Raw genomic sequence first — 15,307 nt, forward strand, 5'->3', positions numbered from 1 at the left:
GGCGCCGGAAAGCGTCGAAAGTTGCGCGAGAATCCCCCATGACTGTTGGAAAGTTATTTTGCAACCGGGGAGGGCCGCCCAAATGGGAAACCGTGCCGGGAAATACGGATGCGATGCTTAAATGTCGCACCGCAGCAGGGCGATGCGATCACACCCCTAGCGGTTCGCCGTCATCCGCTGCAGCGTGGCGAGGGCATCGCGCAAGGCCTGCTCGGTGCTTTCCGCATCGGGTGCCGCTGTGGTCTCGCTGCCATCAAACGCCTGGAATTGGCTGGGAACGGCGGCGAGATAGGGTCGTTCGAACGGCGCCGCCAGAGGGGCGGCCGCGCCCTGTTCATCGATGCGCTGGGCACGCGCCTGACCCGGGAAGATCACAACCGGCTGCGGCGTTGCAGCAGGGCTGCCGGAAAGGGCATGGCGGCTCGAATCCGCCCGACGCACGGCGGCGGCCATGTCGAGCAACGACGAATAGCGTTGTTCCAGCACCGCTGCCTCGCCGGTCGGCTCTCCCGCCTGGCCGGTATCAGCCGGGCCAACACGGTGGAGGCGAGGCATGGCCAGGACATCGCCCGGAGCATGGCCACGCGCCGCGTCCACCACAGGCGTACCAGCCTCATCGCCGCTGTCGAAGCCGGTCGGCGCCCGGGGCGTCAGGTGATAGGCCGGGGCGCTGTCTTCCACCGCGTTGTCAAGGGCACGACGATGATCGGCAATGGCCAGCGCCAGGCGCTCGACCAGTTGCACCAGGCCCAGTCCATCAAGGTCGGCCTGGGCAACGGGGGAGCGGCCGCCTTCGCCAACGGCCTGGCGGGCCATGGCAAACAGCGAGGGTCCCGCCGGAACGGTCACGCGGGCAGGTTCTTCCGCTTCATCCGTCTCTTCGGCGGGCCGGGCGTCGCTGGCTTCGTCCACGGCCTCGGGCAATACCGGTTCCGGCTCCACAGCCGGAGAAACACTGTTCGCCGTGTCGGCCGCTTGCTCAGGCCCACGCCCAGGCTCGGCCTCAGGCACTGTTTCCGCCACAGTTTCGGGTGCCGCTTCGGGAAGGGGCACGATGTCCTCGCGCGCCGCTTCGCCCAGCGCCTCGGCCAGGAATGCGGGTGGAACGAACGGCTCGGCACTCTCGGCCGTGCCTTCGTAGATGGCAAAGGGGTCAAAGGCGTCGCGCGCGAAATCGCTGCCGCCGGGCAGCAGGTCTTCCACCGGATCGATCGCCTGCGGCGCGCTGGAGCCATTCTGGGTCACCAGCGGGCGCCGGCGTAGCGCCAGCGCCGAATCGTCAGCCACGATCGTGGTCTCGGATTCATCGATCATGTCGGCGCTCACCACCAGCGGGCGGCGGGGCGGCGCATCGGGATGGGCGTCGCGGGCCCGCACGCGCGGCGCGGTGGCCACAACAACAGGCGCTGCGATTTCCAGGTCGCTTTCAGCCGAGTCCGCCATCGGGCGATGGCGCGCGCCCAGGCGCAGCCCGATCAAGAGGCCCAGCATGCCGCCAACGCCGGTCAGCAGCAGCGCGACCAGCGCCCGCGCGGTAAAGCCCAGCGGCGGCGCGGCAGCCGCCACCAGATGGGGCAGGCCGCTGGCCACGACAACGCGCTGCAACAGATCCACCGGCACGGCAAAGCTGGCCAGCCCGAACAGCGCCGCAAACCACAAGGCGGCAAAGGCGGGAAACAACCGATGCGCGGTGATCGGCTTGTGCCGGGCCCCTGCCTTGCGCTTGGTCTTGGTCACCTGTGCATACCCCCAATCGTGAACCGTCCACCCATCAACCACTTGCCATGGTGCAGGGCGAATCGGTCTTCAGGCAAGCCTGCCGCTGTGCCAATCCCCTGACATTTCAGGCAGCCAGAACGGGCTTGTCCAGTGCATGGGCTATCAGGCCTTGGTAAACGGGAAGATAACGCGCCGCGTTGGCCGCCCAGTCATGGGCCTGCTCGACAAAGGCGCGGGCGACCTGGCGCTGCTGCCCCCATTCGCTGCGCCGTGCGAACAACGCCACCATGGCCGCCGCCAGTGCGGCGGGATCATCGGGTGCAAACAGCGTGCCGGTCTGGCCATCGCGAATCAGTTCGCGGTGGCCGCCCACGTCGCTCGCGGCCACCAGCTTGCCTTGGGCCATAGCCTCCAGCGGCTTGAGCGGGGTGACCAAGTCGGTCAGGCGCATGGCCTTGCGCGGATAGCACACCACATCGGCCAGCGCGTAATAGCGGTCCACCTCGTGATGCGGCACGCGGCCGACAAAGCGAATGGCATGCGCGGCCGGGCTGGCCGCCGCCTGGGCGCGCAGCGCCTCGGCCGCCGGCCCGCCACCCACCAGCAGTAGCCGGGCACCGGGCACTTGCGCCACGATCGCCGGCATGGCCGCGATCATGTCGTCCAGCCCCTCATAGGGATAGAAGCTGCCGAGGAAGCCGATCACCGGCCCCTCGCCCAGCCCAAGCTGGTCAGCCAGTGCCGGATCGGGCGCGGGCGGCGTGCCGAACAGGGCCAGGTCCACGCCGTTGGGCATGATCGTGATCTTGCCCGGTGCCACGCCGCGCGCCACCAGATCGTCCTTCAATCCCTGGCAGATCGTCACCACCGCGTCGGCCCCGGCCACGACGCGGTTCTCCAGTTGCCGTGTCAGCCAATAGCGGGGCGATCCTTCGCGGCCCGTGCCGTTGCCCACCGCCGCGTCTTCCCAGAAAGCCCGGATTTCATAGACCACCGGCAGCCCCAGCCGCTTGCCCGCACGCACCGCCGCGAGCCCGCACAGGGCCGGACTGTGGGCGTGAAGCACATCGGGCCGCCATTCGCGCGCCACGGCCACGATCCGATCGGCCAGCAGCCCCGCCTCGCGCCACTCGCGCAAGCCCGGCGGGCCGCCAGCCTCTCCGGCGGTGCGATGGAACAGCAGGCCGTCATGGCTTTCGGGATCGTTCCCCTCGGCCGGCGCGGCATGGCGCAGCCCCGTCACTCCGCGCACCTCAAGCCCATGCCCTTTCTGCGCCTTGAGGATCGCGCGCGTGCGAAAGGTATAGCCGCTGTGCAGCGGCAACGAGTGATCGAGAACGTGGAGAATCCGGGCCATGCCCCAACGCTTGGCACAACAAGCCTTAACGGCCAGCAAATTCTTCGCTTAACGCGCCGTCAACCGTGTCGCACTATGCCCGTGCGAAAGGCATTCGGGCGACGCAAGACGATGATCGACAAGATAACCATCTTCGTGCCCCATATCCTGATGGCACTGATGATCTGGAAACTGGTGCATCGTGCCGATCTCGACGATGACCCCGCCCTGCCCAACCGCCGCCAGCCGCTGATGGGCCGGCGCCCGCCTGCCGCGTCGTCCCCGCGCGACGACAGCCAGGGTGCGGCCGGCGATGCTTGACCTGTTTTTCACCGCGTTCTGCCTGGCCTTCCTGGGCGCAGGGCTCAAGCGGCCGTTCCTGTTCGTGATGGCCTATGCCTATATCGATATCGTGGCGCCGCAGAAAGTGAGCTGGGGCTTCCTCACGCATATCCCGATCTCGCTGATCGCGTTCTCGTGCGCCTTGCTCGGCTGGATCGTGGCGGAAGACAAGAACGGCATCCGCATTTCCCCGCGCCAGTTCGTGCTGCTGCTGCTGCTGGTCTATTGCGGCCTCACCACGCGCACCGCCGATTTCCCGGTGGAAGCGGCGGCGAAATGGTCGTGGGTGTGGAAAGCGCTGGTCTTTGCCCTGTTCCTGCCGCTCACCCTGCGCACGCGGCTGCGGATCGAGGCGCTGACGCTGACCATGGTGCTCTCGGTCGGGGTGATCGTGATCGGCGGCGGCATCAAGACGTTGGGCTCGGGCGGCGGCTATGGCGAATTGCGCCTGTTGGTGAACGACAATACCGGGCTCTACGAAGGCTCGATCATTTCCACCGTGGCCATGGGGATCATCCCGCTTGCGCTGTGGCTCGCCAACCATGGCACGATCTTCAAGCCCGACTGGAAGGCCAAGCTCTTTGCCGCCGGCATCTGCTTTTCCTGCCTGCTCATGCCGGTGGGAACCCAGGCGCGCACCGGGTTGATCTGCGCGGTAGTGCTGGCGGTGATGATGCTGCGCTCCACCCGGCGGCGCATGCTCTATATCAGTATCGTCTGCGCCGGTGCGCTGGTCGCCGTGCCGCTGCTGCCCTCCAGCTTTACCGAGCGCATGGGCACGATCAAGAACCACCAGGCCGACCAGTCCGCCTCCACCCGCGTGGCGGTGTGGAAATGGACCATCGAATTTGCCAAGACCCACCCGTTTGGCGGCGGCTTCGACGCGTTCCGCCAGAACAGCGTCAGCTATGATACGGTCAAGGCCGACTATGCCGGTGACAACAACGCCGCGATCGAGACCGACCATATCGAGGAAAAAGGCCGCGCCTATCACTCCGCCTATTTCGAGATGCTGGGCGAGCAGGGCTATCCCGGCCTTGGGCTATGGCTGCTGCTGCATCTGATGGGCGTGTTCCAGATGGAGCTGATCCGGCGGCGTTATCGCAAGAACCCGCCCGAAGGCTTTGCCTGGGTTTCGCCATTGGCCGATGCGCTGCAACAGGCGCAGATATGCTATCTTGTCGGCTCCACTTTCGTGGGCATCGCGTTCCAGCCGTTCTGCTACATGCTGGTGGGGCTGCAATGCGGGCTTTCGGCCTATATCGGCCGGGTGCGGCGCGCCGCCCCCAAGCCCTTCGTCTCCCGCCGCGCAGTGCCCGCCCCGGCCTGAACCGGGAACGGGCCCAGGCGGCGGGAAACCGCGCCGGCTTCAGCTTACCGCCGTCAGCTTGCGCCCGCGCCGCGGTTTGGCGGCGGCATCGTCGCGCGTGGCAAAGCGGGCCATCCACGCTTCGACCACCGGGGCAATACTCTTGCGCCAGCGCGAGCCATTGAAGATGCCGTAATGCCCCACTTCGGGCGCCAGGAAATACTGCTTCATCTCGTCGGGCAGGCCCGGCGTCACCTTGAGCGCGGCACGGGTCTGGCCGATGCCCGAAATGTCGTCACGCTCGCCCTCGATGCACAGGATTGCCGTGTCGGTGATCGCGCCCAGGTCCACCGGCTGGCCGCGGTGGATGAATTCGCCTTGGGGCAGGGCATGGCGCTGGAACACCACGTCGACGGTCTGAAGATAGAATTCGGCCGGAAGATCGCAGACCGAGCGATATTCGTCATAGAACCGCTTGGTTGAATCCGCGTTTTCTTCCGCGCCCTGGACCATGTGCTGGAACAGCTTGTAATGGCTCATCATGTGGCTGCCCAGGTTCATCGACATGAAGCTGGTGAGCTGGACGAAGCCGGGATAGACCTGCCGCCCCGCGCCCGGATAGTTTTCCGGCACGCTGGTGATCACGTTGTGCTTGAACCACACATAGGGCTTGGCCACCGCGTGGTCGTTCACCGCAGTCGGGCTTTCGCGCGTGTCGATCGGCCCGCCCATCATGGTCAGCGTCAGCGGGCGGCACGGATGGTCCTGGGCGGCCAGCACCGCCGTTGCGGCAAAGGCCGGCACCGAAGGCTGGCACACCGCCATCATGTGCGCGCCGGGGCCGACATGCTCCAGGAAGCCGATCAGGTAGTCGATGTAGTCATCGAGGTCGAAATGCCCCTCGGCCAACGGCACGTATTTGGCATCGGCCCAATCGGTGATGTAGACCACGGCGCGTTCCAGCAGGCGCTCCACCGTACCGCGCAACAGCGTGGCATAGTGCCCGCTCATCGGCGCCACCAGCAGCATGCGCGGCGCATCGGCGGGCAGGCCTTCGTGGGTAAAGCGCTTGAGATCGCCGAACGGGCGATGCACCACGGTGGTCTCGTGCACGGCGTGGCTCTGCCCGTCCACCTGGATGGTGCGGATGCCAAAGGCCGGCTTGCCCCGCGGCGCGGTGGCGTGGGCAAACACGTCGAGCGCCGAAGCCAGCGTCTGGTTCGGCCCATAAGTGGCAAAGGGGAGCCGCGGATCATTGAGCACGTCGGCCATCATCGAGGCCCAGGCGCTGCTTGCGTTCATCAGCGACCGCTGAATTTCATAAGCCTTGTACAGCACGTCGATACTTGCCTTTCTGTCCGCCGGTCACCACCCGCTCCCGCCGCCAATGGCGTGGCGCATTGCGGCAACCATGCGTTGCTTGGCCCGATTGTGCCTGCGAATCGCGCTGGCCGCAATGCAGCAAGAAGGACAGGGGCGGCGGTAATCGCTCCACAACAGATGGGAACCTGCCAAGTGGCACGCAAGGCCCCTTCCGGTGCAGCCCGCCATCGGCTAGGTCCGCGCCATGGAAGAGGTTCCCCTGGAACGGCCCGCGCCGGACACGCCCGCCCCCGCCGATGCCCCTGCCCGCGGTCCGTCGCGCGCCGATCCAGCCCGCGCTGACGCGGCGGCGGAACCGGCCGGCGTCCCGCCAGGGCCGGTTTCGCGCCGGCTCACGCCGCTGCGCATGATCTGGCGGGAGGCGATCAAGTATCCCGGTCAGGTTGCCGCCGCGCTGCTCGCGCTGGTGACCACGTCCACTGCCACCATCGCCATCCCCGCCCGCTTCAAGGGCATTGTCGACCAGGCCTTTGGCCCCCACGCCCAGCCCGGCGTGATCGACCAGGCCTTCCACGTGCTGCTGCTGATCGTCGTCGTGCTCGGCTTTGCCACGGCGATCCGCTTCTATTACGTCTCGTGGCTGGGCGAACGCGTGGTGGCCGATATCCGCGCCAGGGTGCAGTCCAACCTGCTGCGCCTGCCGCCGGCGTTCTTCGAAAGCAACAGCCCCAAGGAAATCTCCTCGCGCATGACGTCGGACACGGCGATCATCGAGCAGGTGGTGGGCACCACGGTCTCGATCGCGCTGCGCAACACCATCACCGCGCTGGGCGGGCTGATCTACCTGTTCTTCCTCGCCCCCCGCCTCACCGCCGGGCTGGTCATCGGCATTCCGGTCGTGATCTTCCCGATCGCCTGGTTCGGCAGCCGGCTGCGCAAGGTCTCGCGATCGAGCCAGGACCGCGTGGCCGATATCGGTGCGATGACCGCCGAAGTGCTCGGCGCGATCCGCATCGTTCAGGCGTTTGGCCAGGAAGGGCGCGAGCGCGCCCGCTTTGCCGCCGCGGTGGAGCGCACGTTCGACACCGCCCGCCGGCGCATCATGATCCGTGCGGTGATGACCGCCGTGGTCATCTTCCTGGTCATGGGCGGGATCACCGCGCTGATGTGGCAAGGCGCCATGGGCGTGGCCAATGGCTCGCTCACCGGCGGCACGATTGCCGCCTTCGTGCTGACCGGCGGGATCGTCGCCGGATCGTGCGGGGCGCTGACCGAAGTCTATGGCGATCTGCTGCGCGGCGCGGGCGCGGCCGGGCGCCTCAACGAACTGCTGCTCGAACAGCCCGATATTGCGCCGCCAGCCCGCCCGATTGCCCTGCCCAGCCCGCCGCGTGGCGCGCTCGCTTTCCAGAACGTGGCGTTCCGCTATCCCAGCCGCCCCGAGATTTCGGCACTCACCGATTTCTCGCTGACCGTGGAGCCGGGCGAGACCGTCGCCATTGTCGGCCCTTCGGGCGCCGGCAAATCCACCTTGTTCCTGCTGGCACAGCGCTTCTACGATCCGCAGGGCGGCGTGATCCGTATCGACGGGGTGCCCCTGCCCCAGGCCGATCCGGCCGAGATCCGTGCGCGCATGGCGCTGGTGCCGCAAGAGCCCGTGCTGTTTGCCGCCAACGCCCGCGACAACTTGCGCTATGGTGCATGGGACGCCAGCGACGAGGCGATCTGGGCCGCCGCCCGCGCTGCCAATGCCGAGGATTTCCTGCGTGCCCTGCCCGAAGGGCTCGACACCTTCCTGGGCGAAGGCGGCGCACGCCTTTCGGGCGGCCAGCGCCAACGCATGGCGATTGCCCGCGCGGTGCTGCGCGATGCGCCGATCCTGCTGCTCGATGAGGCAACCAGCGCGCTCGACGCGGAAAGCGAACGCCTGGTGCAGGATGCGCTCGATCACCTGATGCAGGGCCGTACCACGCTGGTCATCGCCCATCGCCTTGCCACCGTGCGCGCGGCAGACCGCATCGTGGTGATGGATGGCGGGCGCATCGTCGAACAAGGCACCCATGCCAGCCTGATCGCCGCCGATGGCCTCTATGCCCGCCTGGCCCGCATGCAGTTCGACGGAGCCTGAGCGTCTGTTTGGAATCCGGCGTCGCCGGATTTGCGGCACCGGCCCGCTCCCCACCCAGCCTCCCACAAGGTTCTATGGTTGCGAGGCCGGGTGGGGGAGCGGGCCGGTGCCGCGGTTCAAAACCCCAAGGTTACCAATTTGCCATGCGGCCATTGCATCGTAGCGCTTGAAAGCCGTGCTGCACTGCGGCAAGTCGGTGGCCCATGGACAGCCACACCCTTACCGCCGTCATTCTCGGCATCGTCGAAGGCCTCACCGAGTTCCTTCCCGTCTCCTCCACCGGGCACCTGATCCTGGCCACCGAGCTCCTGGGCTTCAATGCCAAGGAATGGGAAGTGTTCAACGTGGTGATCCAGCTGCCGGCGATCCTGGCCGTGGTCGTGCTCTATTGGCGCACGTTCGTGGACGTGGCCAAGGGCGCGCTGCGGGGCGAACGCGATTCGCTGCACTTCGTGCGCAACGTGCTGGTAGCGTTCATCCCCTCGGCCATCCTGGGCGTGCTGCTCAAGAAGAAGATCGACGCGCTGATGGAAACCCCCGCCGTGGTGGCCGCCGCGCTGGTGGTGGGCGGCATCCTGATCCTGGTGATCGAGCGCCTGGCCCGCCAGGGAGAGTACGAACCCGTCAGCAAGCTGCCCCTGCCCAAGGCGCTCGCCGTGGGGGTGATGCAGTGCTTGGCGATGGTGCCGGGCATGTCGCGTTCGGCCTCCACCATCATGGGCGCGCTGACCATGGGCATCAACCGCAAGACCGCCGCCGAATTCAGCTTCTTCCTGGCCGTGCCCACGATGTTCGGCGCCACGACCAAGCAATTGTGGGACAATCGCCACGAACTGGCCAGCGGTGCAGCCACCGTAGGCTGGGCCGATATCGCCGTTGGCGGCGTGGTGTCGTTCCTCGTCTCGCTCGTGGTGATCAAGTTCTTCGTCACCTACATCGGCCGCCACGGCTTTGCGCCGTTTGCCTGGTACCGCATCGTGGTCGGGGCAGGCGCGCTGGTGTGGCTGCTGGGAGCCTGAACCGCAGCATTCCAGCCCAACAAATGGCCGTAAGAAAAGGCCCTGCCCACCCCGTGTCACCAGGGTGGGCAGGGCCTTTGTGCAAGGGCAGGTCGCAACGATCCGTCGCATATGCGGAACAATCCCCCGGCTGGAGAATTATCCCCGGCAGACAGCCACCTCGTGGCATCCAATCAAGGGGTTTACCGTCATGGGCCTTATTGTTCTTCTGATCGTTGGCGGCATTCTGGGCTGGCTGGCCAGCATCGTCATGCGCACCGATGCCCAACAGGGCATCTTCCTCAACATCGTGGTCGGCATCGTCGGCGCGCTGCTGGGCGGCTTCCTGCTCGGCCCGCTGCTGGGCGGCGGCAGCATCACGAACGGCATCTCGGCCGGCAGCCTGATCGTTTCGTTCCTTGGCGCGCTGATCCTGCTCGCCATCGTCAATCTGGTTCGTCGCGGTTCGGTGCGCTGAGCGCCCGATCCCACGCCTGACCGCATACCTAAACAGGGAGAGCCAGTTATGAAGTTCACCGCCAAGCATGCACTGCTGCTGCCGATTGCCGCTTTGGGCCTGGGCCTTGCCGCCTGCCAGAGCAAGCAGGAAGACGCAGCCGACAAGACCGCCGACGCCATTGCCGAATCGTCTGATGCCGCTGCCGACGCCATCGATTCGCAGGCTGCCGATGCGTCGGGTGCTGCAGCCGACAAGCTGAACAGCAAGGCCGATGCCGTCCGCGCCGAAGGCAAGGACGAATCGACGGCGATCAAGGAAAAGGCGGAGAAGAAGGCCGACCAGGCCAACTGAGCTTCCTTTCAAGGATCGGTTAGCGGGGCGCAGGGCTTAGGTCTTTGCGCCCCGTTTCCTTTCGCCAAGGGTTGACTTTCCCGGCTGCCTCCCGCATGGGCGGCCACCTGTCAGGGCGGCGCGCGCCGCCCCGTTTTGTTTGAGCAGCGGCGCGCAGACGCCTAGAAGGAATTCAGGACAAGCCCATGGCAAAGCCAACTACCGTCAAGATCCGTCTGGTTTCGACCGCAGACACCGGCTTCTTCTATGTCACCAAGAAGAATCCGCGCAACACCACCGAAAAGATGTCGTTCCGCAAGTACGACCCGGTGGTGCGCAAGCACGTGGAATTCAAGGAAGCCAAGATCAAGTAATCTGATCGGCTTGCTTGCCAACGCGTAAAGGCCGGGGCTTGCCCCGGCCTTTCGTGTTTCTGCGGCACGTCCGGCGATGTTGCGATTCGGAACCGAAAGGTTCACGGGCAGTTCAAAGCGCCTGTCCCAAGGAGTGGCAATGAACAGCTTGACCAAGATCCTGAGCGCCGCCGGCCTCGTTGCCGCGCTTTCCGTTTCTCCGGCCCTTGCGCCGGCTCTGGCAGCCCCTGCGCCGGCCGCAGCCCCCTCCAGCGACGTGGAACGTGCCGTGGCGGCGCTGCGCGCGATTTCTTCGCTGCGCGCCGATTTCGTGCAGACCGATCGCAACGGCCAGCGGCTCACCGGCACGCTTACCCTGCAACGGCCGGGCAAGATCCGCTTTCAATATCAGCCCGGCGTCCCGCTGCTGATCGTATCCGATGGCGCGGCCCTGACCGTGATCGATTATGAAGTGCGCCAAGTGTCGCGCTGGCCGATTCGCAACAGCCCGCTCGGCGCACTGCTCAATCCGGACAAGGACGTGGCCCGCTATGCCCGGCTGCTTCCCACCACCAACCCTGACGTGATCAGCCTGGAAATCAAGGATCCGCGCCATCCCGAATATGGCACGCTCACCCTGATCATGGTCCGCAAGCCCGGCGCGCCCGGCGGCCTGCAACTCGATAGCTGGGTCGCGCTCGATTCGCAGAACCAGCGCACCACGATTCGCCTGTCCAACCAGCAGTACGGCGTGCCGGTCCCGGCCAACATGTTCCGCTACAACGACCCGCGTCCGCAAGTGCGGCACTAATCGCAGCGGGCGAACGGTTCATCTTCCTTACCAGCGGTTGTGCGACACTTTGCGAAGAACCAGAGGCGCCCGTTCATCCACCAGCAAGCGGCCCAGCCCTAGAGAGGTTTCAGACGAGACGGACAAGACGGGTTTCCCCCCTGTTGCCCAGTCTGACTTCATCCTCTCGTCGACCGCGTGACGAACGCACATGGAACCCTCGGACCATTGCCCCCGGTCCGAGGGTTTTCCGTTTTTGCGGTGTTGCGGGGCATCCGGTGGGCTGCGAACGGCACCCGTCTGCGCTTTCGGTGCTCACGACCTTTAAAGGTCGCTACGCGCCGGTTCTTGCCGGGCACCATTCTCGCTCCACCGGCCATCCCCGCAACACCACAAAAACCACGACTGCGATGTTGCCCACTCGGACGTTACTCGTGATCCGCCTTGCCGGCCATGGCGGGGGCTCGTAAAGCGCATTCCATGGTTTCTATCGCCACCTGGAATATCAATTCCGTTCGCCTGCGCGCCGATCAGGTCGTGCGTTTTCTGCAAGAACAGCAGCCCGATGTGCTGTGCCTGCAAGAGATCAAGGTGGCCGAGCATCTCTTCCCGCATGATGTCTTCGAAGCCTTGGGCTATACCCACCGCGCGATCCATGGGCAGAAGGGCTATCACGGCGTCGCCACGGTCAGCCGGTTGCCGTTCCGCGAGTTCAGCCGCTACGACTGGCAGGACAATGGCGAAGCGCGCCATGTCGGCGTCGAACTGCTAGGCCCCACTGGCCAGGGGCTGATCCTGGAAAACGTGTACATTCCCGCCGGGGGTGACATCGCCGATCGCACGCTCAATTCCAAGTTCGGGCAAAAGCTCGATTTCCTGGAACGGATGACGCGCTGGGCGGACAAGATCGACCGTCCCACCCTGATCGTGGGCGATTTCAACATCGCGCCGCTGCCCGAGGACGTCTACGACCACAAGGCCCTGCTCAAGGTGGTCAGCCACACGCCGGTGGAGGTCGAAACGCTCCAGCGCTTTGCCGATGCGCACGGCTGGGTCGACCTGGGGCGCAAGCACCTGCCCGCGCCGGAACGCAACTTTTCCTGGTGGTCCTATCGCTCCTATTGGCGCCAAAAGGACCAGGGCCGCCGGCTCGACCATATGTGGGCCTCGCCCGAATTGGCGCCGCAATCGGTGGGCCATCGCTTCGTCGAGGAAACGCGCCGCTGGGACCAGCCGTCGGACCACGTGCCCCTGATCACCGAGTTTGCCCTTTGACCACGCCGGCCGCCGCCACGCGCCGCGTGGCGCGCGCGCTTGACGCGCTGCGCCATGGCTGGGCGATCCGTGTCACCGACGCGGCCGGCGCGTTCGATCTGCTGCCGGCGGAAACGGGCTTTGCCCAGCCGGGCCTCTATGCCGCGCAGATGCTGATTTCAGCCGCGCGCGCCGCCACGCTCAAGCTGACCAACCAGCGCGACGCCGCCCTGCCGCACGCCCCGGTGCTGATTCACGCGGCTGAACCGTTCACACTGGCGATGGCGCGCGATCTGGCCGATCCCGCGCACGATCTGGGCAGCCCCTTGCGCGGGCCGTTCCGGGCCACCCCCATCCCGGCGCCAGAGGCGGCCGGGGCAGCAATGGAGCTGGCGCGGCTGGCCGGCATCCTGCCGGCTTTCCTCGTGGCGAGCGGGGTGGATATTGCCGAAACCGTGGCGGTCGAAGACATGGCCGCATTCACCGACCCGCTCAACCTGACGATCCAGGCCCGCGCCCGCTTGCCCGTTGACGCTTGCGAGGAAGCCGAAATCATCGCCTTTCGCGCCCGTGACGATTTGCGCGAGCATGTTGCCCTGATCGTGGGGCAGCAGGACAATGCCGTTCCCCCCCTGGTGCGGCTGCACAGCGAATGCCTGACCGGCGATATCCTGGGCAGCCTGAAATGCGATTGCGGGCCACAGCTGCAAGCCGCCCTCGCCCGGATGGCCGCGCAAGCCAGCCACGGCGGGTGGGGCGTGCTGCTCTACCTGCGACAGGAAGGGCGCGGCATCGGCCTCATCAACAAGTTGCGCGCTTATCAACTGCAGGACCAGGGCTTTGACACTGTCGATGCCAACGAACGGCTGGGGCTGCCATCCGAAGCGCGCGACTTTCCCGTGGCCGCACGCATGCTCGACCTGATCGGCGCGCGCCGAATTCGCCTGATGACCAACAATCCGGCCAAGGTTGCCGCGCTCGAAGCGCTGGGCGTGACCGTGCTGGAACGCGTGGCGCATCAGTTGCCCGCCAACCCGCACAACGCCCGCTATCTCGATACCAAGCGCGATCGCACGGGACATTTGCTGAAGTAGTTTAGGCAACGTCGCGACAGGCTTCGCCCCCTCCTCTGACGAGGAGGGGGCGGGGGTGGTGCGGGCCTGAAACCAGCGTCAAAACGCCCGGAACATCACCAGCCCCACGCACAGCACCAACACGGCAGTGCCAGCCACGCCCTTGGCAAGATCGGCCCAGGTGAAGCGGTCGAGATGGTCGGCGCGGAAGCGGGCATAGCCGCGCCCGATCGTGTCGTTGCTGGCAATCATGCCCACGTCGAGCGCATTGGCCTCGCGCTTGAAGTAATGCACGAGCATGCCGTGCTCCTCGGGCGTGACATCGGGATAGGCCGCCAGCAGCGCTTCGACATGGGCACGGCGGGCAAGCGCCGAAGCGCTCTGGGTCTGAATGGTCATGGTCTTGGTATCCTGGCAAAAACGGGTTCGGCCCGCGCCACAGGCGGCGCAGGCAATTCACGGTTTTGTCAGGCGTGCGGAGGGGCGCGTGGGGTTCCCGGTGCCCGCAGCGGCAGGGTGGCCAGCGGCGGCCCGGTCGAACGGGGCAGAATATGTGGAGCCCGCGCCAGCGCCAAGGGGGCCAGCACCACGAGCACCAGCGCCACGGCCGGGACCAGCGGCATCGGCGGCAACGCTTCGAGCCGTGCCACTGCCACTTGCGGCCGCGCCGGGGCCACGGCCATTTCCACGGTATCGACCGAGAATGCCGATCCGCTGCGCATGCCGACCAGTGCCGCCCCCGGCGCCAGCGCCGAAAGAGCAACGGTCAGGACCAGCAGCACCGCCCAAAGACGGCCAGCCAGACGCAAAGGCAAACGGCTCAACACGCCAGCAAGGTAGGGGCCCAGGCGCGCAAGGGCAAGCTCAGCGCCGCTCGAACCGGGCAATGCCCGGTCCCAGCGTGTTCTGCCCCAGGTTGATCCGGTCACCCGACCAGTCGGCCACGAACACTGTCGGGCGATTGAGGCCGGGCACCAGCCGCGCGGTATTGCCGGTAATCGTCAGGCCATCGGCGCTGTGCTCATGCCCTTCGGCCGCGTTGGCGATGAACGTGCTGTAGTTTTCCTTGTCGCGCCCCTGGACGAACCAGTTGCCCGAAATCAGGCCAGTGGCGCCGATCGACAGGTCGATCATGTAGTTGGTGGTGTGGCCACGGCTGTCGTCAAAGCTCGAATCGGTCACTTCGATGCGGCCGGCGTGGCTTTTAACATAGTGGCCGCCGGTGCCCTGTTCAAAGCGGCTGCGGCGAATCACGACGCTCGCCTCGTCCCCGAAATAAAGCGAGTGCGCGCAGGACAGGCCCCGGTCGCAGCGCCCCAGCCGCGTGAAGGTCGATTGCTCGATCACCACGTGCCCGGCCGGAAAGTTGGCGGAAAGGATGCCCTGCTCGCTATCGCGGAACCAGGCATCGCGCACGGTCAGGTCGCCCCGCTCCAGCCGGATGCCGGCGCCGTTGGCATCGAACGCGCGCATGTTCTGGAATATCAGCCCTTCCACGCGCATCGATTGGCCGCGCATGACCAAGGCCGCCTTTTCCTCGCAGACCTTGCCATCAAAGATCGATTGCCCGGGAATGGCCGCGATATAGGCCACGTTGCCATGGGGTTGCACGCCGCAGTCATGCCAGGTTCCCGGCGCCACGCGGATGGTCCCATCCCCTTCGCCCAGCGAATTGATCGCATCCTGCAGCCGATCGAAGCCTTGGCCCGTCTGCACCACGGTAAACGGCGCGCTGGCCGCCCGCACCGGCGCGTTCTGCGCCAGCAATGCACCGGCAGGGATCGCCGCCAGCACGGCCATGGACAGGAGCATCAGGCGCGCCCGCAAGGTGCGGTGCCGGCTCAGGCGGGTTTCGATCTCGGTCAACATGGTTTGTTCGCTCGGCTCCCCAC

At 66.3% G+C, this 15,307-nt stretch carries 16 protein-coding genes; 10 read left to right on the plus strand and 6 right to left on the minus strand.

Features of this window, described 5'->3' with window-relative positions:
* Nucleotides 1–156: 156 nt before the first annotated feature.
* A complete protein-coding gene (locus FHT19_RS21260; protein WP_169476721.1) occupies nt 157–1,737 on the minus strand; it encodes a hypothetical protein in 1,581 nt (526 codons plus the stop codon).
* A gap of 106 nt (nt 1,738–1,843) precedes the next feature.
* On the minus strand, nt 1,844–3,076 hold the full coding sequence (locus tag FHT19_RS21265; RefSeq protein ID WP_169476722.1) for a TIGR04063 family PEP-CTERM/XrtA system glycosyltransferase: 1,233 nt from the start codon (nt 3,074–3,076) through the stop codon (nt 1,844–1,846).
* Nucleotides 3,077–3,187: 111 nt separating this feature from the next.
* On the opposite strand from FHT19_RS21265, the gene FHT19_RS21270 reads away from it, so the two are divergent.
* Together FHT19_RS21270 and FHT19_RS21275 are read left to right on the plus strand one after the other, a co-directional pair.
* The gene (locus FHT19_RS21270; protein WP_169476543.1) at nt 3,188–3,376 is read left to right on the plus strand and encodes a hypothetical protein; all 189 of its coding nucleotides are present in this window, start codon (nt 3,188–3,190) and stop codon (nt 3,374–3,376) included.
* Nucleotides 3,369–4,727 (plus strand): putative O-glycosylation ligase, exosortase A system-associated, encoded by a 1,359-nt coding sequence (locus FHT19_RS21275; protein ID WP_169476723.1) that lies wholly within the window; start codon nt 3,369–3,371, stop codon nt 4,725–4,727. The genes FHT19_RS21270 and FHT19_RS21275 overlap by 8 nt, the downstream gene beginning before the upstream one ends.
* 39 nt (nt 4,728–4,766) lie before the next feature.
* Here the strand turns inward: FHT19_RS21275 and phaZ are convergent, their stop codons facing one another.
* Entirely contained in the window at nt 4,767–6,044 is a 1,278-nt protein-coding gene (gene phaZ / locus FHT19_RS21280; protein ID WP_348981811.1) for a polyhydroxyalkanoate depolymerase, read from the minus strand.
* A gap of 391 nt (nt 6,045–6,435) precedes the next feature.
* Between phaZ and FHT19_RS21285 the strand changes: the two genes are divergently transcribed.
* The 8 genes from FHT19_RS21285 to ribA all read left to right on the plus strand — a co-directional run bounded on the left by FHT19_RS21285 (nt 6,436) and on the right by ribA (nt 13,436).
* The gene (locus FHT19_RS21285) at nt 6,436–8,157 is read left to right on the plus strand and encodes an ABC transporter transmembrane domain-containing protein (protein ID WP_168556554.1); all 1,722 of its coding nucleotides are present in this window, start codon (nt 6,436–6,438) and stop codon (nt 8,155–8,157) included.
* 203 nt (nt 8,158–8,360) lie between these two features.
* Nucleotides 8,361–9,176, plus strand: coding sequence for an undecaprenyl-diphosphate phosphatase (locus tag FHT19_RS21290; protein WP_169476724.1), 816 nt, complete (start codon nt 8,361–8,363; stop codon nt 9,174–9,176).
* 190 nt (nt 9,177–9,366) lie between these two features.
* On the plus strand, nt 9,367–9,633 hold the full coding sequence (locus FHT19_RS21295; RefSeq protein ID WP_168556335.1) for a GlsB/YeaQ/YmgE family stress response membrane protein: 267 nt from the start codon (nt 9,367–9,369) through the stop codon (nt 9,631–9,633).
* Between the two features lie 48 nt (nt 9,634–9,681).
* Entirely contained in the window at nt 9,682–9,966 is a 285-nt protein-coding gene (locus FHT19_RS21300; RefSeq protein WP_168556334.1) for a hypothetical protein, read from the plus strand.
* A gap of 185 nt (nt 9,967–10,151) precedes the next feature.
* A complete protein-coding gene (gene rpmG, locus FHT19_RS21305; protein WP_054132393.1) occupies nt 10,152–10,319 on the plus strand; it encodes a 50S ribosomal protein L33 in 168 nt (55 codons plus the stop codon).
* A 139-nt stretch (nt 10,320–10,458) separates the two neighbouring features.
* Nucleotides 10,459–11,109, plus strand: coding sequence for an outer membrane lipoprotein carrier protein LolA (locus FHT19_RS21310; RefSeq protein WP_168556333.1), 651 nt, complete (start codon nt 10,459–10,461; stop codon nt 11,107–11,109).
* Between the two features lie 459 nt (nt 11,110–11,568).
* The gene (locus tag FHT19_RS21315; RefSeq protein ID WP_169476725.1) at nt 11,569–12,363 is read left to right on the plus strand and encodes an exodeoxyribonuclease III; all 795 of its coding nucleotides are present in this window, start codon (nt 11,569–11,571) and stop codon (nt 12,361–12,363) included.
* Entirely contained in the window at nt 12,360–13,436 is a 1,077-nt protein-coding gene (gene ribA, locus FHT19_RS21320; RefSeq protein ID WP_168556331.1) for a GTP cyclohydrolase II, read from the plus strand. Before FHT19_RS21315 ends, ribA begins: the two co-directional genes overlap by 4 nt.
* A gap of 78 nt (nt 13,437–13,514) precedes the next feature.
* Here the strand turns inward: ribA and FHT19_RS21325 are convergent, their stop codons facing one another.
* The 3 genes from FHT19_RS21325 to FHT19_RS21335 all read right to left on the minus strand — a co-directional run bounded on the left by FHT19_RS21325 (nt 13,515) and on the right by FHT19_RS21335 (nt 15,284).
* Entirely contained in the window at nt 13,515–13,814 is a 300-nt protein-coding gene (locus FHT19_RS21325; RefSeq protein WP_168556330.1) for a hypothetical protein, read from the minus strand.
* Nucleotides 13,815–13,882: 68 nt separating this feature from the next.
* Nucleotides 13,883–14,239, minus strand: a complete 357-nt coding sequence (locus tag FHT19_RS21330; protein WP_169476726.1) for a hypothetical protein — start codon at nt 14,237–14,239, stop codon at nt 13,883–13,885.
* Between the two features lie 40 nt (nt 14,240–14,279).
* Nucleotides 14,280–15,284 carry a right-handed parallel beta-helix repeat-containing protein gene (locus FHT19_RS21335; protein WP_248290590.1) on the minus strand — a complete coding sequence of 335 codons (1,005 nt, stop codon included), beginning with the start codon at nt 15,282–15,284 and terminating at the stop codon, nt 14,280–14,282.
* Between the last annotated feature and the right edge of the window lie 23 nt (nt 15,285–15,307).

Origin of the sequence: Novosphingobium sp. SG919 (assembly GCF_012932495.1) — a bacterium.
Taxonomy (GTDB): Bacteria; Pseudomonadota; Alphaproteobacteria; order Sphingomonadales; family Sphingomonadaceae; genus Novosphingobium; species Novosphingobium rhizosphaerae.